The organism is Pseudoneobacillus rhizolycopersici (genome assembly GCF_054786815.1).
Genome location: NZ_JBTOOE010000001.1, coordinates 455,070 through 477,967 on the forward strand (window position 1 = coordinate 455,070; position 22,898 = coordinate 477,967).

A 22,898-nucleotide genomic window follows, 5' to 3' on the forward strand; every position below is an offset into this window, starting at 1 on the left:
AATGCATATTCATAAGTTTGAAAAGATTTGGCTTACATTTGGAATTGGCTGTCTAGTTTTCTTTCTCTCAGTGATTGGAGTCAGTGCCTTTTATTTAGGAAACCAACCACCGAGCTGTTTAACTACCATTGATCCTGAGAAAGTAGATCAGCAAGCACCGTTTACAAATCCTGGTTTAAACAAAGTCGAGGGAAAAGAATGGGACTATGAACTAGTTTATGTTGCACAAGCTTTCTCATATAATCCTTTAGAGGTGGAAGTCCCACTGGGGGCCAAAGTAAAAGTGATCGCAACGACAAAAGATGTTGTACATGGTTTTGAGGTAGCTGGAACAAATATTAATATGATGCTTGAGCCTGGGTACGTTAGTGAAATTGTTACTACGTTTGACAAAGCTGGGGAGTACCTTGTTGTCTGTAACGAATATTGCGGAACTGGACACCACTTAATGCATTCTATGATAAAGGTGGTTGAATAATGGTGAACACTAATCAAATGATGAAAGTAGATTCTAAAGATGCTAAACTTTCAATGGCGTTTTTCTATGTTGCTTTTACCGCATTAGCATTGGGCGGATTAGCAGGTTTATTGCAAACCTTAGTACGCTCAGGGAAGGTTACACTTCCATGGGGAATTGATTATTATCAAGTATTAACCGTTCATGGTGTTCTATTAGGACTTGTACTTACTACTTTTTTTATTATGGGTTTTCAGCTTGCTGCAATTAGTAGAACAACAGGTGCCTTAACAAATGGTGCCAGAAAAACTGGTTGGATTGGCTTTTGGCTAATGACAATCGGTACTGCAATGGCTGCCACTATGATTTTGCTAAAAGAAGCAAGCGTTTTATTTACTTTTTATGCACCATTGATGGCACATCCCATTTTCTATATTGGATTAACACTTGTGATTGTCGGAAGTTGGGTGGCAGGTGGTGCTATGATTGCAGCCTACACTAAATGGAGAAGAAATAATCCTGGTCAGTCAAGCCCATTATTGAGCTTTATGGCTATTGTCAATACATTTATGTGGATCATTGCTACACTTGGTGTTGCTGCTACTGTACTGATTCAAATGCTACCTTGGTCATTGGGATTAGTGGATACAATTGATATTTTAGTAAGCCGGACATTATTCTGGTACTTTGGACATCCTTTAGTTTATTTCTGGTTATTACCTGCATATATGTGCTGGTATGCCATTATTCCAAAAATTATCGGTGGAAAGATTTTTTCAGATTCATTAGCACGTCTATCATTTATTTTGTTCTTATTATTCTCTATTCCTGTAGGCTTCCACCATCAATTAATGGAGCCTGGTATCGATCCTGCATGGAAATATATACAGGTAGTCTTAACCTTTATGGTTGTTATTCCATCGCTTATGACTGCTTTCTCACTGTTTGCAACCTTTGAAAGCTATGGTCGATCAAAAGGAGCTACTGGTCTTTTCGGATGGTTTAGAAAGTTACCTTGGGGTGACGCGCGATTTGTTGTACCATTTATCGGAATGGTTGCATTCATCCCTGCCGGTGCCGGAGGAATTGTCAATGCCTCTCACCAAATGAACGCCGTAATCCATAACACCATTTGGGTAACTGGACACTTCCACTTAACAGCTGCTACATCGGTTGTCTTAACATTCTTTGGTATTTCGTACTGGTTGATTCCACATTTAACTGGACGTGTACTTACAAAAGCAATGAATAAATTAGCAATCATACAAGCTATTGTTTGGACGATTGGTATGAGCTTTATGTCAGGCGCGATGCACGCTGCTGGTTTGTTAGGAGCACCAAGACGTTCTTCTTTCTCTGAATACGGTGGAGCTGCACAGGCTGCTGATTGGATTCCTTATCAAATTGCACAAGCTGTAGGTGGTTCAATCCTTTTCATTGGGATTATCCTAGTCGTAATCATCTTTATCAATTTAGCTTTCTTTGCTCCTAAAGGTGAACAAGAATTCCCTGTTGGTGAAGCTTCTGACCTAGCAGAAAAGCCACCTTTAGTATTCGAAAATTGGAAACTTTGGTTAGGTATTGCTGCCGTACTAATTTTATTTGCCTACACCATTCCATTTATCGATATCATTCAAAATGCACCTCCTGGATCAAAGGGATACAAGTTTTGGTAATATAATAAGGACTGACTTTAGGTCAGTCCTTTTTTTACTTTAGTGATTCGAATGCTTGGGATATTGACGATAATCACTGCTGCAAATATCATTAAAGTTCCAACCATTTGTGTATGACTCATTCCTTCTTTATACAACATTACGCTTAATATTGTCGCCACAATTGGCTCTACTGTTGAAATGATCGCCGCTTTACTACTTTCAATTTTTTCTAAACCTTTCGTGTAGAAAAAATAAGCAACTACGGTAGGAAGTAATCCTAAACCTAAAGCCCAAAAAATAGTATCGATTCTAATCAATAGATCTATTTTATCCCAAAGGTGAGTAATCGGAATTAAAAATAAACAAGAGAATAAAAAGGTATAAAAGGTTATCGTAAACGGTTGATATTTTTCAATCGCTATTTTGCCAAAAATACTATATAGAGCGTACCCTACTCCAGACCCTAAACCAATCAAAAAGCCAATTAAGCTTAGCTCCTCTACTGAATTCGTTCCAATGCCTGTAATGAAAACGCATCCTAGCAATGTTCCTATTACAGCTAAAATTTTATTAATTGTTAATCTTTCTTTAAAAATAAATCTTGACAATAAAACAACTATCGCTGGAGCTGTGTAAAGTAAAATAACGGCTAATGATAGATTCATTTGATTGATTGCCGTAAAATAGCACCAATTAAAAAAAACAATACTTGCTATACCAGAGCCTGTAAAAATAGGTAAATCCTTAGCCTTCACCTTAAATTGGTTCCTAAAAAAACAAAGACCAATTATAACCAATAAAATAAACGCTACTGTCACCCTTATTGCTACGATCTCCATGGGAGTAAATCCGATTTCAGCTAGACCTTTTACAAATAATGCGATAACTCCCCATAACATTGCGGCAAAGGAAATCATCATGATTGAAGTAATGTTCTTCAAGAATATTCCCCCATATGGAAAAGGATGACAAAAAATGTCACCCTTTTCTAAATGTTATAATTGATAAACTTTTTCAAATTTAGTGTACAAATGCTCAACTAAATAGCGGGCGTTTAATCCTTCACCAGTAACTTCATGAAGAATTTCAAGTGGTTTTTTCAATTTACCAAATTGATGAATATGGGTAGTTAGCCATTCTTTAATCGGTAAGAGATTACCTTCTGCTAATAACTGATCAAAATGAGGTAGGTCTTCCAGCATTTTATGTTTAAATTGAGCTGCATACATATATCCTAGAGCATAAGATGGGAAGTATCCAAAACTTCCACCCGACCAATGTACATCTTGAAGAACTCCTTCTGCATCGTTTTCTGGTCGGATGCCCAAGTATTCCTCGTATTTCTCATTCCAGATCCTAGGTAAATCCTTTACTTCAATTTCATCATTAAACAACCCCTTTTCGATTTCATAACGTATAATAACGTGTAGTGGATACGTTAATTCATCTGCTTCAATTCGAATAAGTGAGGGTTTTGATTCATTGATGGCACGATAAAAATCCTCAAGGTTAACATTGTTAAACTGGCCGTTGGAATATTCTTTTAATACATCGAAATTGTGTTTCCAGAATGCAAAATGACGCCCTACAAAATTTTCATAAAACAAAGATTGAGATTCATGAATTCCCATAGAAGTGCCTGTACACAGGGAAGTGCCAATCAAGGTTTTAGAAATATTTTGCTCGTAAAGAGCATGGCCCCCCTCATGGATAGTACCAAAGACCGCGACACGGAAGTCATTCTCATTGTAATTCGTCGTCACACGTACATCCCCTGGGTTTAATCCCATTGCAAATGGATGAACGGTTTCATCTAAACGACCCGCCTGAAAGTTATATCCCATCTGTTTAAGAATAGTTAAACTAAAGTCCTTTTGCTTTTCTTTTGGGAAAGTTTCAAATAAAAATTCCGTTTTAGGTTTATTTGGAGATTCAGAGATTTTTTTTACTAATGGGACAATTTTATTCCTTAATTCACCAAAAACTTCATCTAACACTTCGACTGTAATTCCTGGCTCATACATGTCTAATAAGGTATTATATTTATTTCCAGTATAACCCCAATACTCGAGAAAACGTTTATTTGTTTCTACAAGTTTTTCTAAATAAGGACGAAAGACTTCGAAATTCGAATGGGCTTTAGCCTCTTCCCAAATACTTTCAGCCTTAGATTGAAGAATAACATATTCTTTGAATTCTTCTGCTGGAATTTTTTTATTACGATCATATTCTTTTTTACAGTCAAGTAATGTCTTCTGTGTAATCTCGTCAAGATTTTCTTCACTTAGTTGGGATATGTATTTTGCCATTTCGGCAGATGTCGACATTTGAAAGACTTCTTGGGACAACATTCCAATCACTTCAGAGCGCTGTTCAACACCTTCTTTTGGAGCTCCAGTACGTAAATCCCAATACATCAGAGAAATAGCCTCATGATAGGCCATCATCTTTTTTACATAATCAAGAAATGCTTGTTTGGTTTGAGTCAAATCATTTACCAAATTAATCCCCTCCTGTTCCTTTTTATTTTATCACACTATTGCAAAATCGGGTAAATCAAAAGGAGATAACCGTCACAGTCATCTCCTTACAAACTACTACTTTTTACTAATCGATACCTTCCAAACTTCTGGACCTTGTTCTAAATAGTTCCACTCAAATTGTTCCGGTCTCTCCATCATAAATTGATAAAGTAATGGTCTTGGATCATGATCATTTACAATAAACATATCCTCACCAGAATGGAGTCGGTCAAACGTATTAAAAATAGTTGGATGCTTTTCTCTCGGTGGATAGTCAGGGACATTTACAACCGCTGCAAAATTTTTTTCCATGATTGTTCACTCCTTTTAAATAACTGTTATTCCCCCTTATTATAATGAACGTATATTAGCTGTTTAGTGAGTGCAGTCACACATTGGGGATGTTTTTTACTACACTAATGGTAAGATTTAAATCATAAGCTTGATGCTGGAGGTGGTTTTGTGAAGGAATTAATTGGTAATTGCACAAAATGCCAGAAAGAATTGTTTTGTTTGGATGGCTTTTTTAACGGAATTATTTTAGATAATAAGGAACTGCTTTGCTTCGAATGTAACGAATTAGCGCAATAATTTTTTTGACCCTAAGACAATAGTCTTAGTGTTTTATAGTTTGAAGATTTTGTGACAATGATTGAGAATTAATTTCAAAAAGGTTTTATTCTATGATGTACATCACATTTTTAATACATTCAACTTGTTAAACTAAGTACATGATAACTTTTAACAGGAGTGATAATAAATGGACAGTAAAGTTGTAGAATTAGATGTTCGTGAAGATATAAAAAATAAACTCGAGCCATTTCAAAAAATAATGGCTGCTATTTCAGATTTAAAGGAAAAAGATACCTTCATTCTTCATGCGCCTTTTAAGCCAGTTCCTTTATATGCTGTCCTAAAGGCAAAGGGATTTACTCATGAAGAAGAAGAAATTGATAAGAAACATTGGAAGATTACTTTTATAAAAAGAGGTGCATCCAATTGATTTTAGATAACCGCGGATTAGAGCCACCTCAGCCAATGATGCGAACATTAGCTGCATTAGAAAATCTAACAGAAGGTGAAGTTTTGACGATCATTAATGATCGCAGACCTATGTTCCTCTATGAGCAGCTTGAGGAGCTCGGTTACAAAAATCGAACCGAACAGCAGGTTGACGGAAGCTTTAAAATAGAGATATTTAAATAAAGAAGGTGAAGAGTATGCTTCCACCACAATCCGGTAATGAAACGAATGTTAAACTTCCATTTTCTTTTTTCTTTTATAGCTTACTTGCCTTAATACTTTCCCAAGCGATTTTGCTTTTGAATGGAACCGAATTCGCTGCTGGGCATTTCCGAGTTCCAGCTCTTTGGGCTTTTGCTCACCTTTTTATTTTAGGCTGGGCTCTAATGATTGCAATGGGATCCATGTATCAGCTTGTACCCGTTGCTTTTTTAACACCTATATGGAGCGAAAAGTTTGGATTTATTCAGTTTATCGTCCAAGCACTAGGTGTTACTAGTTTTGCTGGTTTTTTATATTGGGCACCCCAGAAGGCACTTATCCCAGGAATCATTACTGTATTAGGCATTCTTATGTTTTTATTTCAAATGTTCATGACTCTTAAAAAACAGACAAAACGAAGTATCCTAACGGCCTTCGTCGGCAGTGGTTTAGTATTTTTATTTTTAACCATTCTATTAGGTATTACATTAATACTTTCATGGCGGACAGGTTTTCTAGCTGAACATTATACTGCGATCTTTAAATCTCATCTGTTATTTGGAATAGGTGGCTGGTTTACTTTATTAATATTTGGATTTTCCTATAAAATGGTGCCCATGTTTTCATTGTCACATGGCTACTCAATGAAATTAGCGAAATATGTTTTCATTGCCTATTTAACAGGGATGATTACAACCACCCTTTCCTTTTGGTTAAATCAGGCGATTATCCAAAAACTCGGATTCTTCTTATTATTTATAGGTTTCGGATTATTTGCTTGGCATATATCAAAAATTGTTGCCAAAGCAATTAAAAAGAAACTAGATGTGCCGTTTATGTTTGCTTTATCCGGTATCGGTTTTGGATTACTAATCCATGTTCTATTTTTTATAAGCCTTTTTAATCGTTACTCGGAAAAACTAATTGGACCACTTTTATTTCTTTATCTAATGCTATGGATTGTTCTAAGTCTTTTAGGATATTTATATAAGATTGTGCCGTTTTTATGGTGGACCCATAAATATAGTAAGCTTGTAGGTAAAGAAAAAGTTCCTGCTCTAAAAGATATGATGAATGAAAAATTAAGTCTGAATTTATTAATGATTTTTATCTTTTCTTGTATAACGGTGTATTTTGGAATAATTCTGCAACTACAAATATTGGCTATTAGCGGCTTAGTTATTTTAGCTTTAACGCTTATATCAACAGCGATCAGTATCTTAGTGGTTATATTTAAATAATGAGAGGTGTTCCACATGGATGTAATTGGAAAAATTCGAACTGAATTAAAAAACGTTTATGATCCAGAATTAAATATTAATGTTGTTGATTTGGGTTTAATTTATGAGATTAAACAGGTAGACGAAAAAGAATATGAAATCGAAATGACCTTAACAACACCTGGATGCCCACTACACGATAGTATTGTAGGTGGTGTGAAACATTGTGTCGAACAACTTCCAGAAGTTGACCAGGTATTTGTAAATATCGTCTGGTCCCCACCATGGTCACCGGAAAAAATGACAGAAGAAGGAAGACGTCAGCTGAGATAAAAAAAAACGGAGGGAACTCGCTTATTTAGCGATATTCCCTTCCGTTTTTTTATTTGTAGGCAGAATTTCTTGAATTCTTTCCAAAACCTGCTCATTGATATTTTCATCTAACAAGATATGGACGGTCCCTTGATCCTCATGGGTCCGAATAAGTCTGCCAATCCCTTGTCTTAACCGAAGCAACATATAAGGGAGATCGACTTCTTCAAACGAGTTACTGGCACTTTCTCGTTTTGCTTCAAAAACAGGATCAACAGGAGGAAAAGGTAATGAGAAAATAATGACGTTCTCTAAAGACCTTCCAGGTATATCTAGTCCCTCCCAAAGGTGGATGGAACATAAACAAGAGTTTTCCTCATTTTGAAAATGAGAGACAATAGTGCTAATTTCAGCATCTCCCTCAAAGTAAATCGGAAAAGGTAAATCGGTTAAATAGCTTTTGATTAGATGCATTTCTTTGGCGTTATTAAGTAATATGAGAGCTCTACCGTTGGAATCAAGAATTTTTTCTTTTACATATTGCAGTTTTTGCTCTATCTGACCTATTTTAAAAGACGGCATACCAATAGTCATGTTATTAGGATAATTAAATGGTGACTCGACCGAAAAGGATAAATACTGATCAACGCCAAGACTATTCGCCATATATTGGAAAGAATTATTATCAGATAAAGTAGCTGATGAAAAAATATATGGTTTATTATCCGCAAACACCTCTTTGCGCATAATCTCTTCGACTAATTTTGGCATGATGACCAGTGTCCGTTCATCTCTCCCACTTTCAAACCATGTAATACCTTGATTCGTTTTGATAAAAAGAGATAAGGAAAAGGTAATTTGCTCTAAATATTCCTCTACAACCCTTAAATCGTATTCATTAATGACATAGAGTTCACTTTCAAATACCAGCTCCTCCTCAATCGCGCTAAGGAGAGATAAAAGATTCTTCGAACTGGATAGAATTTGGGACGTTTTTTCAACCTTCCGCTTCTCGGATCCAAATGTAGGTTGTGAAACTGATTCAAGAAGATTAAAAAATGATTCACTTTCGTAAATCGCATCTTCCATTAAGTGAAGCGTTTTTTCCCTGACATCATTTGCCATAATTCGTGTTAGTAATTTTTCCAAGGTTTGTTCGGTAAAGCGGTAGGTTAGCGCCTTTTGACATGCATATTCTAAAAGATGTCCTTCATCAAAAATGACACAGCTACTATCAGGTAATAACGGTAATTGGCCTTCACGTTTTCTGGATTCTTTAGTCCAGATATGTTCCATAAAGAAATCGTGGGAGCAAATAATTAAGTCTTTTGCCTGTCGATAATAGTCCCGATGCAGGGTTTGCCCGCAACGATGTCTTTGGTGGCAGCTAAAGCAATCTTGAACGGAATCCCAAGCGATTTTCTTCCATTCAGTATCTTCTAAGTGCGGATATTCTCTCCGGTCACCATAATGCATAAAGGCTTGCATCGAACCTTTCCCATGAACAAAAGCCGGGAGTTGGTAATATACATCTTCGTATTTGGGATCATTTTCATGAGCCATAACGGTTTCAAGCTTATTTAAACATAAATAAGAATCCCTTGATTTAGCCAAACGAACATCAATATCTAAATGAAGGGCAGCTTCCATTTTGGCGATATCGCCCTCCTTTTTGACTAGCTGTTCAATCAAAGTTTCATCCGCACAAGTGATAATAGCTGGACGATTTGTATATCTGGCATAACAAATAGCGTATAAAAGGTATGCGATGGTTTTTCCAGTACCTACACCCGCTTCAGCAAACATGACCTTTTTTTCTTTAAAAGCTTTTTCTAACTGAAAAGCCATATAAATTTGTTCATCGCGAACCTCAAAGCCCGACTCAGGGAGAATATCATAAAATACATCGCCAATCCAATCACCTAATTGGTCATAAAAAGATTCTGTCTTAGAGACAGAAAAGGGTAAACGATTTTGCATATTTCCTCCTACTCTTGATTCCGCGGTGGACGCGGTCCCCAATATTGATAAAGGTCTGTGCGAATAAAGCCATTAAAGAGTTTTCTTTTTTTAGTTGCCGGCTTTCCATAAAATTGCTCAAATTGCTCATGAGACGTTAAGATATAGATTGACCAAGTGTCTAATTTGGCAAATGCCTTCCCCATGTCGCGATACATCGATTCGACTGCAGTTTTTTCTCCTAATCGCTCTCCGTATGGCGGGTTACCAACCATAACACCATATTCTAAAGGAGTAGAAATGTCCTTTACCTGCATTTGTTTAAATTGAATAACGTCACCTAATCCGGCTTCAAAGGCATTTTCTTTTGCGATATTAACCATTCTGTGGTCAATATCGGAACCTTGGATTTCTAGAGGCTGGTCATATTTGGAGACATCCTCTGCTTCTACCCTTACCTCGTCCCAAATTTTCTTTTCAATCCAATTCCAGGTTTCTGAAACGAAATTGCGATTAAAACCTGGGGCGATGTTTTGACCGATCAGGGCAGCTTCAATAGGAATCGTACCAGATCCACAAAAAGGATCAATAAAAGGTTTATCAGGATACCAATTTGTCAGCATGATAAGGGATGCGGCTAAAGTTTCCTTCAGTGGTGCCTCACCTTGATCGGATCGGTACCCTCGTTTATGTAATCCTTGTCCACTTGTATCAAGTGTAATCGTGACAATATCCTTTAATAAGGCTACTTCAATCTTAAATAATGCACCATTTTCCTCAAGCCAGCTATTGATCTTATACTGTTTTTTCATTCTTTCTACTATCGCTTTTTTTACAATGGCTTGGCAATCGGAAACACTAAAAAGCTTTGATTTGACTGATTTACCCGAAACAGGAAATTCAGCATTCTCTGGTAGGTACCGCTCCCAAGGCAATGCTTTTGTTTTTTCAAATAGTTCGTCAAATGTCGTCGCTTTAAATTCTCCAACGACAAGTTTAACGCGATCAGCAGTTCGCAGCCACATATTACAGCGTGCAATTGCCCGTTCATCACCTTCAAAAATAATTTTTCCGTTATCAACCTCACACTCGTATCCTAAGGCGCGAACTTCCTTTGCTACAAGAGCTTCAAGCCCCATTGCCGCAGTGGCTATTAATTTGTATGTTGTCATTTTTTCACCTAATTTTCTAAGAGTCTATATGTATATTTTAAGTAAAATTTTCATAAATAACAAACCTGTGTAAATATGATGGCGGTGGAGCAGAGCAGCCGTATAATACCAACTTCAAACACAATCTAAAACCGGTTTTCAATTTAACTAGCAAACAAAATCATTACGGTGTTGCCTTAGCCCCATTTCCACAAACAAGTAAAAAGCCCTCCGATATTGGAGAGCTAATACCATCATTAATCATATTATTAATCGCGTTCTGTAAGCCATGTTCTGTACCATAGTACTACAAGCGATTCAAGAATCTCGTACACAGGTGGTAATCATCTATCTACAGAATCAAATGATTCTGTCCTTCTCTCTTGTTCATTTCCTTAGAGAAGGTGCCCCTACCATCGTTTGGGTTGCTCGCTCGTGGGGTTTACCGCGTTCCACCCTTTTTATTTCTAAAAAGGCTCCGTCACTGTGGCACTTTTATAGGTATTCATGCCATATCCTTATAGGACTTAGGCATTTTCCCGGCCGTCAGTTGGGGTTACACCAACTGCCCTAGCTTATGATTTCGCTAGGCACGAACACTACGAGCATCTCAGCATCGTGCGAGCATGGACTTTCCTCTACAATAAAATTGCAGCGATTACCCGAACGCAATTAATCAATCACATAAGTTATTATATGTAATTGACATCGGTAAATCAATGTTATTTATTTGAAGAATTACTAATGATTTCAATCGTATAACTTACTGCCAAAAACATGTTTTTCTAAATTTGATAAGCGTTTTAAAATATCAAAATTAGTCGTACCAACTGTTTGCGAAGGTTGACGTCTTGAGGCATCCTCTATTTGTTTTTTTAACCTTATATTTTCTTGTTGAAGGTCTTCGATCTCCTGATAGAAAGCCTCATAATCTTTAATAATTGAATCAAGAAACTTATCAACATCTTCTTGCTTATACCCTCTCACAGATGTTTTAAATTCCTTTTCTAAAATGTCTTTTGCAGTTAATTTTATTTTATCAGCTAACATATAAATCACCTCGGAATACTCCAATCATACCTTCTATTTTTTCAAAAATTGCAATGTTTGTCAATTTAAACATTTTACTGTTCAAGACTTTTACTCAATTCCTCCTCAGCGATTATTTGTAAATCATAAAATGTTATTTCCCGAATTTGATAACCTGTTGCTTCACGGTATTTTTTTGCAGTTTCATAAAAATACTTAGGACTTCCTTCTTTTTCACTATCATATAAAACAATAGCTAAATCACTTTTATGCAATAAAACCTGGTTTTTTAAGCGAAATTGCTCCGGACTTTCATATGGTTTATGGGTAATCGATTCAACAAAATCTGCTTGAGCCAAAATGGATTCATACCATTCTTTATTGGTTTCGTTCCATTTTTCCTCCTGTGAGTAAAATGGTGTTAGTACGGCTAGCTTTAATTCTGGTACAAAATTTTGGATTTCAAAGACAACTTCGGCTGCCCATAATTCTACACCTAATTGACCGCTGATAATCACCCATTCTAATCCTTCCTCAAGTAATGGAACGAGTTCTTTAAAGATTGCCTTTTTGATTATCTCAACAGATTGGTGGTCCCTCTTAAAGATGCCAAGCTCGAATGGCTTGTAGCCTGCTATTGTTACATTTTTAACCATTGAACCTTTCCCCCTTGTAAATCATTATATATAAATCGTAAAAAAACAAGGGCAAAAATACCCTTGTTTTTTAAAAAAATTATTTATCGAAAGCCAGGGCCAAAGCCTGGGCCTACACCAGGTCCCATTCCGAACCCTGGACCTACACCAGGTCCCATTCCAAACCCTGGAACGGCTCCAGGTCCCATCCCTGGGCCACAGCAATTGAAATGTTGTTGTGTTACACAGCAATCTGCTGATTGAGACTGTGTGCAGTAATGTTTATGCTGGAAATTATGATGATTCACAGTTGTGGTGTGAAATGGATGAATATGTGGCACAATGGTAGTTGAGAAAGTGTGATTAACAAAATTTTGTGTCGGGTGAATAATTGGAGGCGTAACATTTGTTGGCCCCATAAACGGTGGTATTTGTCGAAAAACCATAACAGACATTCTCCTTTCAATTTTTATAAGTTATTTACACTAATAGCCTATGATGAAAGGATGATACTTGTAATAATGAAAACACCTATTTTTTATAGAAGAGAATAAAAACTTTCTTTCATTGTAGTAAATATAAAGGCTGTTAAACAAACAACGACAAAAAACAAGAGTAAAATGGCTTTATACATATAGGCATCCATCCTGCATTTTTTATTTATTCATACAATTTTACATTTTACTCCTGTTTAACCTTTCAAACAACATTAAAAATATGGATATTTCGTGTCCAAACGACAAATTTCACGAAAAGGGTCTCTTTTTTAAAAAAAGAAAGATTATTTTGACGATTCTTCGTGAATCTTGCGCTTACCCAGGAAATTATTTTTTCTAATAATTCTTTCCCTTCTCCTTTTGATATCATGAAGTCCATATCTCCGATGTATCCATCCTTGTAAAACAATATCCAAGGCGATATCACAGTACCCAATTGCCTTCTCATATTCCTTTGTTCGATGTTCTAGTATCTTTGCCGTTTCTATACATGCTTCTAGACGCAAAAATGGATAACTCGATTGTTTAATTACATTATCAAAAAAAGGTAAACTTATATCAAACTGTTTTTGTTTCTTATATAAATACCCTAAATTTAATTGCGACTCTACATAAACCCTACTATCTTCATCATCAATATGATGATAGATTTTTTTAGCTTGTTCTATATCCCCTAAAGCTGTAAACCAATTTCCAACTAGGAACTTTTCCTGCATTGTTTGGTTTCGATCAACACCCAAAATCTGAAATGTTAGGTGGGAATAAAGAGTAATTAGACTAAGAATATCCATTTCATTATGCTTTAGAATTTTAAACATACCCTCAGGATTTTGTCTTTCTACAAAATCAAAAAAGATGATTGGGGCAAGATGACCCGGTATATCATCAGTGCGTGTTACACCTAGAACTTCATTCTCAACTACTGATAGTTTCATCCGTTCCAATCGATATTTCCAAATTCGTTTCGCCGCATGATACAAATCGAAATGACCAAACTCTGGCAGCTTCGGTACATGCTCTCGAATTAAGGTGTGCTGACTTTTCACTTGTGGCCAATCGAAGGATTTTCCATTGTATGTAACAAGAGTTTGATAATCTACTTCTTCTAAAAAACTCTTCAAAAAGGCAATTTCCGCCCCTGGATGAGGCAAAATATGCTGCTTGAGAATAATTTCATTTTCTACTAGCGCGGCATGTCCCAGAATAAAAATTCTATTTCCGGCACCTCCACCAAGCCCTGTTGTTTCTGTATCAAAAAAAAATAATTGATTAGGAAGAAATCCCTTTGCCGATAGTGGGTGGTTCATTTCAAGGTCATTCCATAACTTTACAGCCAATAAAAAGTCTGCTAAAGGGTAATGACCATGAACGTAAGATAGTGGGTAGCAAACCTTTCTAATGAGGCAATAATCCTGATCAACATGATAGGGTAAGACACCCTCGCCCATCCATTCTTCGAGGTAAGGGATTTTTGCCTTTGGTTGAATTACCTTTTCAACCAATTTTTCATTCGTACCGTTAAGATGGGGTCTAAAACGGTTTAACTTATTTTTTAAAGACATTCCTTTTCTTTCGCTCCTATAAAAAGAGATAACAATTTTAATACATCCTTTTTTCCACTTTCCTCTATCACTTCAGTACCGATGCAGGACGGACATCCTGATTCACATGGACATTCAACTACCATCGTTTTAGCTTGCTCAAAAATACTTTCCATACCTTGATAGATCCGCTCACTAAGGCCAATCCCACCTGGGTAGCGGTCATAAAAGAATATCGTTGGTTTTTCATTATGGGCTGCTTTCATTTGTGGAATCACATGAACGTCTGAAATATCACACATAACAAATAATGGAATAATATGTTTTAATGAATGGGCTAACCCAATCAAACCTTGTTGAAGTCGCTCTTCTGCTACCTGCAATTGATCATTATCAAAGGAAATCCATGAGGAACTAGTATGAAGTTCTTCCTCAGGTAAATGGATCGGTCCTGAACCAATATTTTCATGGGTTTCGAATTTGATTTTTTTAAATATTGTCGCCATTGCTTGAACAGTAACATCGCCATAGGCAATTTGGACTTCTTTTGTTTCACGTTGTTTATCTATTTCTAATACCTTTAGCTGAACGGCTAAATTTGCATCGGTAAAATAATCAACATCCACCTCTCGAACGAATGCCTTCTTCTCTTCCCAATCGAGCTTTTCTACTTGATATTGGCTACCTTGATGAAGATAAATCGCCTCGTCATGTAATAATGTCATTGCAGAAAATCGATCCATTTCTCCTATGACCTTCACCGCAGCAACATTAGTTTGGTCAATGATAATGACATTTTCTTGCGATGCCGAGCGAAGACTAATATTGTGAGCAGGAAAGGAGTCGCTCATCCAATGCCACTTTTCACCATTCTGAAACAAAATGCGTTCTTCCGCTAAATATTCAAGAATTTCCTCTGTATTTAACCCGCCAAATTGTTCTCCTTTTTTAAAGGGCAATTCAAAGGCAGCGCACTTGATATGATCGACAAGTATAATTAAATTATCTGGATTAATTCTTGCCGTTTCCGGACTTTTTTGAAAAAAATAATCAGGATGTTGAATAATATACTGATCAAGTGGATTGGAACTGGCAACTAACAAAACCAGTGATTCCCCATGTCTTCTACCTGCCCTGCCGGCTTGTTGCCAGACACTGGCGATATTCCCTGGGTAACCAGTCATGATGCAGGCTTGTAATTGACCGATGTCCACCCCTAATTCTAGCGCATTCGTACTGACAACACCATAAATTTCACCATTGCGTAAGCCCTTTTCAATTTCCCGTCGTTCCGTCGGGAGATATCCTCCACGGTATCCTCTTATTGACTTTGGTCCTAATTGATTTTTCACCAATTCCTGTAAATACGAAAGAAGAATCTCCACTCGTACTCTACTTCTAGCAAAAATAATGGTTTGAATTTTATTTTTCAACAAATTTGCCGCAAGAGATCTTGTTTCAAGTGTAGCACTTTTGCGGATGTTTAATGGTTTATTAACAATCGGTGGATTATAGAAAAGAAAATGTTTTGTTCCGGATGGAGCACCATTATTATCAACTAACTTCATTTTTGTTTCTGTCAGATTTTCGGCTAATTCTAATGGATTCGCAATCGTTGCTGAAGTACAAATAAAAATGGGATCACTTCCATAATATCGGCAAATACGTTTTAATCTTCTAATCACATTTGCTACATGACTGCCGAAGACGCCACGATAGATATGGACTTCATCGATAACAACAAACTTCAAATTTTCAAAAAGAGATATCCATTTAGTATGATGCGGTAAAATGGCTGAATGAAGCATATCCGGATTCGTGATGACTACATGACCTGCTTTTCTAACTTTTTGACGAATATTTGAAGGTGTGTCCCCGTCATACGTATAACTATTTAAATTCAACTCTGCGGACTGAATGATTTCATTTATTTCACTTTTTTGGTCTTGAGCTAGGGCCTTGGTCGGAAATAGATACAAGGCTTTATGTTTAGGATTTTCTAAAATGGATTGAATGATAGGCAGATTATAACAAAGCGTTTTTCCAGAAGCCGTTGGCGTAACAGCAACTAGTGATTGATGCTGTCTAACAAGCTCATAGGCTTTACGTTGATGTGTATATAACCCATTAATTCCTTTTTTTTCTAAAGCCGTCACTAATTTTGAGTGAAGTTCATTCGGAAGTGCGACAGTTTTAGCCTCTTTAGCGTCGATTGTTTGCCAATGAACGATATTTTCTTTAAATTGGTCCTCAAGCCTTAATTCCGTTAATATCGTCTGTAATGATTTTCCGATATTCATATCTCTCACCTCATTACCATTATTGTAGCGAATGAACGTTCGTAAAAAAAGAGGGTTACGTAAATTATTTTGCGTGATTGTATATTAATTTTAAAATGATAGAATAGATAATAGGATATGTGGGGATATGAGGTGTAGTAATGATACAGGATCAAATCAAAAAGGTGCTTTCCAACTTTACGTTATTTCGAGATTTAAATGAACAGGAAATTGAAAAAATTGTTCAAATCTCTATATCAAGAACTTGGAAAAAAAATAGCTATGTCTTTTTACAAGGGGAACCTTTAGATAATGTATATTTTATTGAAGATGGCAAGGTTAAAATATATAAAAGCGACATTAATGGTCGCGAGCAAATTGTTTCTATCATAAAAAAAGGGGAAATGTTTCCACACGTTGGATTCTTTCGAAAAGGAAGTTACCCCGCAAATGCGGAGGTTTTAGAAAAGGCAATACTAGTAGCTGTACCTATTGCCAAATTTGAAAATGTGTTAATCGAAAATCCCGAGTTATGTATTAAGGTATTCAAAGTGTTAGGCGAAAAAATTGTTGATCTCCAGAACCGTCTAGAAGAGCAAATCTTAAATAATACTTATGAACAAATCATTAAGCTACTAATCCGGTTAGGCGATAAACATGGGACAAAAAACGAAAATGGGACCATCACACTAAAAAATGAGTTTACAAATAAAGATTTAGCCAATATGATTGGTACCACTCGTGAAACGGTCAGCCGTACGCTAACTAAAATGAAAAAAGAAGAATTAATTGAAATGGATGAAGACGGTAATATGATCATTGATCCTGACAAATTAATGGATGAATTATTTTAAAAACGGAAACGATATAGTCGTTTCCGTTTTTTTTTTGATTCCACATCTTTTAGAATATGAACCTATTTCGGTCCATTTTCATATGATGAAAGTGGATTATTCTATGAGAGGAGAAATTAGGCATGTCTTCCCATTTCCCAGATAAGAACACAAGAAAAGAAAAAGAACCTTTTGGGGAACTTATTAAATCGATGAACTCCTTTTTTACTGAACGCCCAGTTAAAGGCCTATTGGAAACTATTGATGAATTTATTAAAAACCCCTTTAATCATTTAGCATTTCCAGTTTCTCTTAATGAAACAGAAAAGGAATATCTCATTACCGCTGAGTTACCTGGAATAAAACGAGATCAGATACAGATTGATTACATTGGAACTCAATTAACCATTTCAATCAATAATCAGGAACAGATTATCGAAACGGATGAAATAAACCATCAAATTCATCGCCGCCACTCCATTCAAAGATCAAGTAGAACGATTAATCTTCCTGTACCTATTAACGAAAAGCTTGTTAAAGCCACATATAACGATGGTCTTTTACAGATTAGAATACCACGAAAGGCTAGAAAAAATATTGAAATCGAATGATCAGCATGGACAGAGGAAGAGCCTTCTGTCCATGCTATTTTCTTTTTGGTAATAGTTTGGGTTCGAAACCTGTTTTAATCCATGGCGTTCGTTGAAAATTAGACTGATAACGGTTTTTTAAACCATTTGCAAATAAATGAAATGACATAGTTGTAAATAGTAACACGATTAAGGGAACAATAAGAACATGAGTCGTCCCATAAATATTCCCTCTTGCTTGCCCGACTAATCCGGCAATTTCCTTTGTTACGGAAATATAAATAACGGGATCTTGGCGTACAATCGTTCCACCGATAAAAATATTCATTAATCCGAGCTGTCCCATAATTGTCATGACATATACAATTTCCAATATAAACATGACTAATAATGATTCTTTCATTTGTAGAAAAATATGTTTCCAAATAATCCGGTTCCGATTTGCTCCTAAGACGACAGACGCCTCTATAAAAACAGACTTTGAAATGACTATTGTTTTTTTCCGGACAGATGAAATAATACTTGGCATACTTATAATGGAAGTAACACCAATAAAATATATGATTAATTGTGAAGAATCGACAGTTTGACCAAAATTTATTGGTAAGAAAAAGAAATATAGGATAAGGAATAACGGTAAATAACTCCATGCATTTTCAAACGACTCGATCCAACCTATCGCTTTTTTCCATGTACCTACATATAAACCAATAATCGTTCCAGCAGTCATTTTTATTAGTGTCACAATCACGGAAATCATTATGGTATATCTAATCCCGTAAAGGACCATTGTTAATAAATCATATCCCCAGCGATCAGTACCCAAAAGATATTGAAACGACTGAAAGGGCTCTAAAGGGGGAGCAAAAATGGTTCCATTGGTATAAGTTGTTTTTAGTGTATCGGTTATTTCGTGTGGAGTAAAATATGGACCTAAAACAGCTAGTAAAATTAAGATTATGACCAAAAAAGAACCAATCCAAAGGGTGAAATTAAAGCGAACAAGCCTATTCATATATAAAACCTCGTTTAAATAAGTAAAGTAATATTTTGACCGATAGGTACACTATTAGCGAAATGATTAACATTGAAAATAAGCCAATCGCAATCGGCTGGATTTCATAACTTAAGAAAATAAATTTTGTTAATCCAGAGACATTAAGTAAGTATTCAATAATGAACAAATTACCAATAGCTAATGATATCACTTTTGTTAACTCAGCTTTAATAAATGGTTCGATGTTTTTATAAACGTGATGGAAATTAATGTAGTTAACTTTCATCCCTTTAGCAACAGCTGTTCGGATATAATCCTCTCCACTTATTTGATAATAGCGAATGGCAATGAGTTTAAATAAATATAAGGTAGGAGCGATTCCCGATAATACCATGGGAAACCAAATATTGCTTGCACCTGCATCAGGTCTGAGAGATATAACTCGTATTCCCGTTAGTTTATATATTTTTACTGCAATGATTAATGAAAGGATAATCAAAATAAAATCAGGTATGGCTGCTAATATATTTAATAAAATATTGAGTATCCGTGTAAGATGAAAACGACTGATAAATAGACCAAATAATAAACTCAAAATAACTGATGCATTTACACCAACGACCAATATAAGCAAACTAGTGGAAATAAATTTCCCTATGTCCTCGGATATTTGACGTTCTTGCAAACCAATGTGATAACTCCCTAAATTTCCACCTCTAATTTCCTTTATAAAATTTCCATAGGTATCGGGGAGTCTACTAAAATCCCAAGACAAGCTCTTCGTTTCAGAATTTATACTTATCATGGTAGGTAGAGCAGCTAAAAACAATATTAAAATAAATATTACAACACCTTGTTGAAAAATCTTCCCCATTTTGCTAATCCCCCCTTTTGATTTATTACATATTTTCCTTTTTTAATATAATAATGTCAATCAAAACTGCACAACAAAAAAGACGAGCGCAATGTCGTCCCTTTTTGTCTTAAACAAAATGAAGTTATACCTTAAAAATTCCTCCTAACCCTTTGACCATCGCACTAACTTGACTGACAGCATTCACCATTTGACCAGCCGTATTCATCATCTTATTTAAGTCAATGTTTCCATCTTGCCCTTTGAATGAATTTAATATTGTTCCAAATCCACCATTTGGTTTTTGAATCATATTTGGCTTCGGATATGGATTATAGTTCATGTGTTGTTGCATCATTTGATTTTGTTGGTAATAGTTGTCTACTGGTTCTAACGGATTATCAAATAGAGACGTTGTTTTATTCTTTCCATAGTTAGAAGGTGGAATCATCGGAGACTGCCATTGTTGCTGATAATGATAACCTCCTAATGGTGACTGGTAATATGGATTAGTTGTTGGGGCATACTGCATCGCAGGATTAGAAGGATGACCTGTAATATAAGGATTCCCTGGATAATAGTAATTTCCCATATTTCGTTCCATTTCGTTTGGGTGCCAAAAATAGGTTCGATCAAATTGATTAGGGCTAAACATGGTCGTTCATCTCCTCCGCACTTTTCAATATTATAGAATATGCCTAGTTGAATAATAGGTGAAAAAATATTAGTAAGCTTGTCTAATCTTGTTATCTCTTGTCGGAAGTTTCAATTTTTAAAAAAATTAGAAAAAATTCAATCCTGTGGTACGATAAAAAAAAGTGGAAGGGGAAATTTGTGTATGGATATTCATGAATTAGAATCACTATTTTTACAAAAAAGACAGTATAATAGCGAAAATGCCAATGAACTTATCGATTTTGCAAAAAAGGCTTATATTCATAATGAAATTTCCATCAATGAGTATCGAAAGCTCGTCCGAGAACTTGAGGCGTTAGGAGCAGAAATTCCTGACGAACCGACCACCAATAGCGAAGAATAAAAAATGGGTCCGGCTAAATGCTGGACCTATTTATATTTTATTAATGTTCCTTCTAAGTTTAACATCACGCTTTCTAACACAAACTGAGCTGAACGTAAAGAGTTAAGAAATATTTTACGACTCGTTTTTGGATAAAAGCATTGGATAGATATTTTTTCTATATGATCATAAGTTGTGTGTAATTGATTTTCATTGAGATAAGTTGGTTTTTCTAGTTGAATATAATTAACTGCTAAAGAAGACCATTGATCCAGCAATAATTTTACTCGTTCTGCAAAAGGTTTAACCTCTGAATAGAAATCGCCTTCCTTACCACTTGTTTTTACGGTCTCAAACTGTTCTCTCACAAATTCTAATATTCTAATAAGTTCCATTGTCGTTTCTTTTAGCTGGACATTCATTCATTTCCCCTCGAATCCAATAAATAAAAAGTAGCTTAAATTTGAAAGCTAGCTTCATTATTTTATTTTTTTTAATATCCCATTTCAAGCTTTAAGCTTTTTGAAGGAACTTGGGGAATTTCAATTCTACCTTTTACCATAGGTTTCTGGCTTTGAAGTTTTATTTCTACCTTCTCTAATTTTGTATTTGTAAATTCTAAATTACTTTCTTGCTGTTGATAAAGATTACTTCGAAGGTCAGTTAATGATTGTTCAAGTGCGCCCTCAAGTTCCTCTAACTGATCATAGATTTCTGTAAGCATTACTAGTAATTTATCCTGTGGATTTTTGTTTTCCATCATATTTCATGACCTCCTCATTTATTCTAAATCAAGTATTCTCCATTCATTTTTGGACTCCTTCACCATTGACAAAACTAGAAGTAATTCGGCAAAGAAAGTGCTGTTTTGCAAAACATTCGACAGTTATTGCACTTAGGAATGAAAGATCTAATGAAAGCACACAATAAAATTGGGAGGTGTTGATATGAAAAAGCAGACAAAAGACAATATTCAACCTCAGCACTTAAATGAGAAAAAAGCAGGCTATGGAGATAAAAAGCTCGAAGGACCAAATCGTCCCTCGACTTAATATGAATTTATATTCAGGAGGATTGGCTAAAGGTCAATCCTCCTTTATTTGATTAATTCATGTATTGTAACGATAGCCTTTAGTTGATTCATTTTCTTCTCATACCAATCGCTTAAATAAATGGGATGCTTATGTTTAGCAGAATGAAACAACCATGACCTCTTAATCGTATTTTTTATACTCCAGTCTTCTTTTTGATGGATATGGTGATCGACAATTGGAAAGGTGGCTCGTAAAATTGGAGTATGAATAGGTATCCTTTTAGAAAAATACTTTTCGTAGTCATACCTGGAACCTGTATGGACTTGTTTTATGGCAAACTCAAAAAAGGCTGGAAACAATCTCGGTTGAAAGAGGATATCCGCTAACCGTTTACCTAAATCGATTCTTTTATCTAGCTTTCGAAATCCATCCACACTTGCCCCATATACCTCTCCCCCACAGGTAGGAAATAGGACGTAACTAAAATGAAACCATTCTTCAAAACGAAATATCATTGAATGAAAGACTTTTTCTCGATATAAATGATGTTCGATGATCGGCTTTTGAATCACATTTTGTTCATTGATAATTAAGGCTGTAGTTAACCGTTTTTCATCTCGATTAGTCCAATAAAATTCCCATTCCTTTTGAATAAACTGGGATACTTGGAAATATTTTAAGAGGTGAAACAAAGGTTGGTGTAGTTTCGTCGAATATTCATATAGTAATAATTGTGGATAAACATCATGAAAGATTAGCCAGTTTGCCCGCTCGTAGGTTAAAAATAGACGTTTCCTTGTCGGAAAATCAAGCAATTGGGTAAAATAGCTACCTTGGAGGTCACACATATTATAGCCCCCATTTCGTGAAACCATACTGGCTAGGAAAGACCATTGTATATCCGGATGTCTTATAAAAAATTTAAAATAGGCTTCTGTCCTTGAAATATTATCCTTATTCCTTTTATTTGTTCTTTTTGAGATTTCTTTTATAATTATCTTTTCCGTCAATGTCATATCATTCATCCTATCTTCCCTTTCTCATCCTCTTTCTATTTTTTAGTTGCTGAAAATTTTTATTCAACAACTG

General features: G+C 35.6%; 26 protein-coding genes and 1 other RNA gene. 10 read left to right on the forward strand and 17 right to left on the reverse strand.

Going from position 1 to position 22,898, the window contains the following annotated elements; genetic code table 11:
• Position 1 precedes the first annotated feature (1 nt).
• Both ACX9YW_RS02375 and ACX9YW_RS02380 read left to right on the forward strand, forming a co-directional pair.
• A complete protein-coding gene (locus ACX9YW_RS02375; protein ID WP_460341124.1) occupies positions 2 to 478 on the forward strand; it encodes a cytochrome c oxidase subunit II in 477 nt (158 codons plus the stop codon).
• Complete coding sequence (locus ACX9YW_RS02380; protein ID WP_460341127.1) at positions 478 to 2,133, forward strand: b(o/a)3-type cytochrome-c oxidase subunit 1; 1,656 nt, start codon at positions 478 to 480, stop codon at positions 2,131 to 2,133. The genes ACX9YW_RS02375 and ACX9YW_RS02380 overlap by 1 nt, the downstream gene beginning before the upstream one ends.
• Before the next feature lie 17 nt (positions 2,134 to 2,150).
• Here ACX9YW_RS02380 and ACX9YW_RS02385 read toward each other — a convergent pair whose 3' ends face one another.
• The 3 genes from ACX9YW_RS02385 to ACX9YW_RS02395 all read right to left on the reverse strand — a co-directional run bounded on the left by ACX9YW_RS02385 (position 2,151) and on the right by ACX9YW_RS02395 (position 4,949).
• Complete coding sequence (locus ACX9YW_RS02385) at positions 2,151 to 3,056, reverse strand: DMT family transporter (protein WP_460341129.1); 906 nt, start codon at positions 3,054 to 3,056, stop codon at positions 2,151 to 2,153.
• A 54-nt stretch (positions 3,057 to 3,110) separates the two neighbouring features.
• On the reverse strand, positions 3,111 to 4,616 hold the full coding sequence (locus ACX9YW_RS02390) for a carboxypeptidase M32 (RefSeq protein WP_460341132.1): 1,506 nt from the start codon (positions 4,614 to 4,616) through the stop codon (positions 3,111 to 3,113).
• A gap of 96 nt (positions 4,617 to 4,712) precedes the next feature.
• Positions 4,713 to 4,949 carry a DUF2249 domain-containing protein gene (locus ACX9YW_RS02395; protein WP_460341135.1) on the reverse strand — a complete coding sequence of 79 codons (237 nt, stop codon included), beginning with the start codon at positions 4,947 to 4,949 and terminating at the stop codon, positions 4,713 to 4,715.
• 448 nt (positions 4,950 to 5,397) lie between these two features.
• Here ACX9YW_RS02395 and ACX9YW_RS02400 point away from each other — a divergent pair, with 448 nt between their 5' ends.
• The 4 genes from ACX9YW_RS02400 to ACX9YW_RS02415 are packed head-to-tail and all read left to right on the forward strand — an operon-like array spanning position 5,398 to position 7,414.
• Positions 5,398 to 5,640, forward strand: a complete 243-nt coding sequence (locus ACX9YW_RS02400; protein WP_460341137.1) for a DUF2249 domain-containing protein — start codon at positions 5,398 to 5,400, stop codon at positions 5,638 to 5,640.
• Positions 5,637 to 5,843, forward strand: a complete 207-nt coding sequence (locus tag ACX9YW_RS02405; protein WP_460341140.1) for a DUF2249 domain-containing protein — start codon at positions 5,637 to 5,639, stop codon at positions 5,841 to 5,843. Before ACX9YW_RS02400 ends, ACX9YW_RS02405 begins: the two co-directional genes overlap by 4 nt.
• A 14-nt stretch (positions 5,844 to 5,857) precedes the next feature.
• Positions 5,858 to 7,102: a hypothetical protein gene (locus ACX9YW_RS02410; protein WP_460341142.1), complete on the forward strand. Its 1,245-nt coding sequence runs from the start codon at positions 5,858 to 5,860 to the stop codon at positions 7,100 to 7,102.
• 15 nt (positions 7,103 to 7,117) lie between these two features.
• Positions 7,118 to 7,414, forward strand: a complete 297-nt coding sequence (locus ACX9YW_RS02415) for a metal-sulfur cluster assembly factor (RefSeq protein WP_460341145.1) — start codon at positions 7,118 to 7,120, stop codon at positions 7,412 to 7,414.
• Positions 7,415 to 7,435: 21 nt separating this feature from the next.
• On the opposite strand, the gene ACX9YW_RS02420 is transcribed toward ACX9YW_RS02415, so the two are convergent.
• From ACX9YW_RS02420 to ACX9YW_RS02455, 8 genes are all read right to left on the reverse strand, one after another.
• On the reverse strand, positions 7,436 to 9,373 hold the full coding sequence (locus ACX9YW_RS02420; RefSeq protein ID WP_460341147.1) for an ATP-dependent DNA helicase: 1,938 nt from the start codon (positions 9,371 to 9,373) through the stop codon (positions 7,436 to 7,438).
• 8 nt (positions 9,374 to 9,381) lie between these two features.
• Entirely contained in the window at positions 9,382 to 10,524 is a 1,143-nt protein-coding gene (locus tag ACX9YW_RS02425; protein WP_460341150.1) for a THUMP domain-containing class I SAM-dependent RNA methyltransferase, read from the reverse strand.
• A 257-nt stretch (positions 10,525 to 10,781) separates the two neighbouring features.
• Positions 10,782 to 11,173: RNase P RNA component class B (rnpB, locus tag ACX9YW_RS02430), an RNA gene on the reverse strand.
• Positions 11,174 to 11,253: 80 nt separating this feature from the next.
• The gene (gene gpsB / locus ACX9YW_RS02435; RefSeq protein ID WP_460341153.1) at positions 11,254 to 11,553 is read right to left on the reverse strand and encodes a cell division regulator GpsB; all 300 of its coding nucleotides are present in this window, start codon (positions 11,551 to 11,553) and stop codon (positions 11,254 to 11,256) included.
• Between the two features lie 74 nt (positions 11,554 to 11,627).
• Positions 11,628 to 12,188 carry an SLOG family protein gene (locus ACX9YW_RS02440; protein ID WP_460341155.1) on the reverse strand — a complete coding sequence of 187 codons (561 nt, stop codon included), beginning with the start codon at positions 12,186 to 12,188 and terminating at the stop codon, positions 11,628 to 11,630.
• Positions 12,189 to 12,271: 83 nt separating this feature from the next.
• Complete coding sequence (locus tag ACX9YW_RS02445) at positions 12,272 to 12,613, reverse strand: CotD family spore coat protein (protein ID WP_460341158.1); 342 nt, start codon at positions 12,611 to 12,613, stop codon at positions 12,272 to 12,274.
• A 335-nt stretch (positions 12,614 to 12,948) separates the two neighbouring features.
• Positions 12,949 to 14,226 (reverse strand): ribonuclease H-like domain-containing protein, encoded by a 1,278-nt coding sequence (locus ACX9YW_RS02450; RefSeq protein ID WP_460341160.1) that lies wholly within the window; start codon positions 14,224 to 14,226, stop codon positions 12,949 to 12,951.
• Entirely contained in the window at positions 14,217 to 16,505 is a 2,289-nt protein-coding gene (locus ACX9YW_RS02455) for a DEAD/DEAH box helicase (protein ID WP_460341163.1), read from the reverse strand. The genes ACX9YW_RS02450 and ACX9YW_RS02455 overlap by 10 nt, the downstream gene beginning before the upstream one ends.
• Positions 16,506 to 16,645: 140 nt before the next feature.
• Between ACX9YW_RS02455 and ACX9YW_RS02460 the strand changes: the two genes are divergently transcribed.
• Positions 16,646 to 17,338 carry a Crp/Fnr family transcriptional regulator gene (locus ACX9YW_RS02460; RefSeq protein ID WP_460341166.1) on the forward strand — a complete coding sequence of 231 codons (693 nt, stop codon included), beginning with the start codon at positions 16,646 to 16,648 and terminating at the stop codon, positions 17,336 to 17,338.
• Positions 17,339 to 17,460: 122 nt separating this feature from the next.
• Positions 17,461 to 17,928, forward strand: a complete 468-nt coding sequence (locus ACX9YW_RS02465) for an Hsp20/alpha crystallin family protein (RefSeq protein WP_460341168.1) — start codon at positions 17,461 to 17,463, stop codon at positions 17,926 to 17,928.
• Positions 17,929 to 17,962: 34 nt separating this feature from the next.
• On the opposite strand, the gene ACX9YW_RS02470 is transcribed toward ACX9YW_RS02465, so the two are convergent.
• The 3 genes from ACX9YW_RS02470 to ACX9YW_RS02480 all read right to left on the reverse strand — a co-directional run bounded on the left by ACX9YW_RS02470 (position 17,963) and on the right by ACX9YW_RS02480 (position 20,412).
• Positions 17,963 to 18,922: an ABC transporter permease subunit gene (locus tag ACX9YW_RS02470; protein WP_460341171.1), complete on the reverse strand. Its 960-nt coding sequence runs from the start codon at positions 18,920 to 18,922 to the stop codon at positions 17,963 to 17,965.
• Positions 18,915 to 19,778, reverse strand: coding sequence for an ABC transporter permease subunit (locus ACX9YW_RS02475; protein WP_460341174.1), 864 nt, complete (start codon positions 19,776 to 19,778; stop codon positions 18,915 to 18,917). The genes ACX9YW_RS02470 and ACX9YW_RS02475 overlap by 8 nt, the downstream gene beginning before the upstream one ends.
• A 124-nt stretch (positions 19,779 to 19,902) precedes the next feature.
• Positions 19,903 to 20,412, reverse strand: coding sequence for a YppG family protein (locus ACX9YW_RS02480; RefSeq protein WP_460341177.1), 510 nt, complete (start codon positions 20,410 to 20,412; stop codon positions 19,903 to 19,905).
• Positions 20,413 to 20,595: 183 nt separating this feature from the next.
• Between ACX9YW_RS02480 and yppF the strand changes: the two genes are divergently transcribed.
• On the forward strand, positions 20,596 to 20,796 hold the full coding sequence (gene yppF, locus ACX9YW_RS02485; RefSeq protein WP_460341179.1) for a YppF family protein: 201 nt from the start codon (positions 20,596 to 20,598) through the stop codon (positions 20,794 to 20,796).
• Between the two features lie 26 nt (positions 20,797 to 20,822).
• On the opposite strand, the gene ACX9YW_RS02490 is transcribed toward yppF, so the two are convergent.
• Positions 20,823 to 21,197: a YppE family protein gene (locus tag ACX9YW_RS02490; protein ID WP_460341182.1), complete on the reverse strand. Its 375-nt coding sequence runs from the start codon at positions 21,195 to 21,197 to the stop codon at positions 20,823 to 20,825.
• 71 nt (positions 21,198 to 21,268) lie between these two features.
• Complete coding sequence (locus ACX9YW_RS02495) at positions 21,269 to 21,538, reverse strand: hypothetical protein (RefSeq protein ID WP_460341185.1); 270 nt, start codon at positions 21,536 to 21,538, stop codon at positions 21,269 to 21,271.
• Between the two features lie 184 nt (positions 21,539 to 21,722).
• Between ACX9YW_RS02495 and ACX9YW_RS23885 the strand changes: the two genes are divergently transcribed.
• Positions 21,723 to 21,827, forward strand: coding sequence for a hypothetical protein (locus tag ACX9YW_RS23885; RefSeq protein WP_495994477.1), 105 nt, complete (start codon positions 21,723 to 21,725; stop codon positions 21,825 to 21,827).
• Between the two features lie 44 nt (positions 21,828 to 21,871).
• Here ACX9YW_RS23885 and ACX9YW_RS02500 read toward each other — a convergent pair whose 3' ends face one another.
• Positions 21,872 to 22,834 (reverse strand): DUF2515 family protein, encoded by a 963-nt coding sequence (locus tag ACX9YW_RS02500; RefSeq protein WP_460341188.1) that lies wholly within the window; start codon positions 22,832 to 22,834, stop codon positions 21,872 to 21,874.
• Positions 22,835 to 22,898 lie beyond the last annotated feature (64 nt).

Coding starts and splice junctions, on each gene's coding strand:
- ACX9YW_RS02415 (WP_460341145.1), top strand. CDS start 7,118: ATGGATGTAATTGGAAAAATTCGAACTGAATTAAAAAACGTTTATGAT.
- ACX9YW_RS23885 (WP_495994477.1), top strand. CDS start 21,723: ATGAAAAAGCAGACAAAAGACAATATTCAACCTCAGCACTTAAATGAG.
- ACX9YW_RS02395 (WP_460341135.1), bottom strand. CDS start 4,949: ATGGAAAAAAATTTTGCAGCGGTTGTAAATGTCCCTGACTATCCACCG.
- ACX9YW_RS02420 (WP_460341147.1), bottom strand. CDS start 9,373: ATGCAAAATCGTTTACCCTTTTCTGTCTCTAAGACAGAATCTTTTTAT.
- gpsB (WP_460341153.1), bottom strand. CDS start 11,553: ATGTTAGCTGATAAAATAAAATTAACTGCAAAAGACATTTTAGAAAAG.
- ACX9YW_RS02445 (WP_460341158.1), bottom strand. CDS start 12,613: ATGGTTTTTCGACAAATACCACCGTTTATGGGGCCAACAAATGTTACG.
- ACX9YW_RS02460 (WP_460341166.1), top strand. CDS start 16,646: ATGATACAGGATCAAATCAAAAAGGTGCTTTCCAACTTTACGTTATTT.
- ACX9YW_RS02375 (WP_460341124.1), top strand. CDS start 2: ATGCATATTCATAAGTTTGAAAAGATTTGGCTTACATTTGGAATTGGC.
- ACX9YW_RS02500 (WP_460341188.1), bottom strand. CDS start 22,834: ATGAATGATATGACATTGACGGAAAAGATAATTATAAAAGAAATCTCA.
- ACX9YW_RS02470 (WP_460341171.1), bottom strand. CDS start 18,922: ATGAATAGGCTTGTTCGCTTTAATTTCACCCTTTGGATTGGTTCTTTT.
- ACX9YW_RS02475 (WP_460341174.1), bottom strand. CDS start 19,778: ATGGGGAAGATTTTTCAACAAGGTGTTGTAATATTTATTTTAATATTG.
- ACX9YW_RS02425 (WP_460341150.1), bottom strand. CDS start 10,524: ATGACAACATACAAATTAATAGCCACTGCGGCAATGGGGCTTGAAGCT.
- yppF (WP_460341179.1), top strand. CDS start 20,596: ATGGATATTCATGAATTAGAATCACTATTTTTACAAAAAAGACAGTAT.
- ACX9YW_RS02490 (WP_460341182.1), bottom strand. CDS start 21,197: ATGAATGTCCAGCTAAAAGAAACGACAATGGAACTTATTAGAATATTA.
- ACX9YW_RS02455 (WP_460341163.1), bottom strand. CDS start 16,505: ATGAATATCGGAAAATCATTACAGACGATATTAACGGAATTAAGGCTT.
- ACX9YW_RS02465 (WP_460341168.1), top strand. CDS start 17,461: ATGTCTTCCCATTTCCCAGATAAGAACACAAGAAAAGAAAAAGAACCT.
- ACX9YW_RS02450 (WP_460341160.1), bottom strand. CDS start 14,226: ATGTCTTTAAAAAATAAGTTAAACCGTTTTAGACCCCATCTTAACGGT.
- ACX9YW_RS02480 (WP_460341177.1), bottom strand. CDS start 20,412: ATGTTTAGCCCTAATCAATTTGATCGAACCTATTTTTGGCACCCAAAC.
- ACX9YW_RS02380 (WP_460341127.1), top strand. CDS start 478: ATGGTGAACACTAATCAAATGATGAAAGTAGATTCTAAAGATGCTAAA.
- ACX9YW_RS02440 (WP_460341155.1), bottom strand. CDS start 12,188: ATGGTTAAAAATGTAACAATAGCAGGCTACAAGCCATTCGAGCTTGGC.
- ACX9YW_RS02410 (WP_460341142.1), top strand. CDS start 5,858: ATGCTTCCACCACAATCCGGTAATGAAACGAATGTTAAACTTCCATTT.
- ACX9YW_RS02495 (WP_460341185.1), bottom strand. CDS start 21,538: ATGATGGAAAACAAAAATCCACAGGATAAATTACTAGTAATGCTTACA.
- ACX9YW_RS02400 (WP_460341137.1), top strand. CDS start 5,398: ATGGACAGTAAAGTTGTAGAATTAGATGTTCGTGAAGATATAAAAAAT.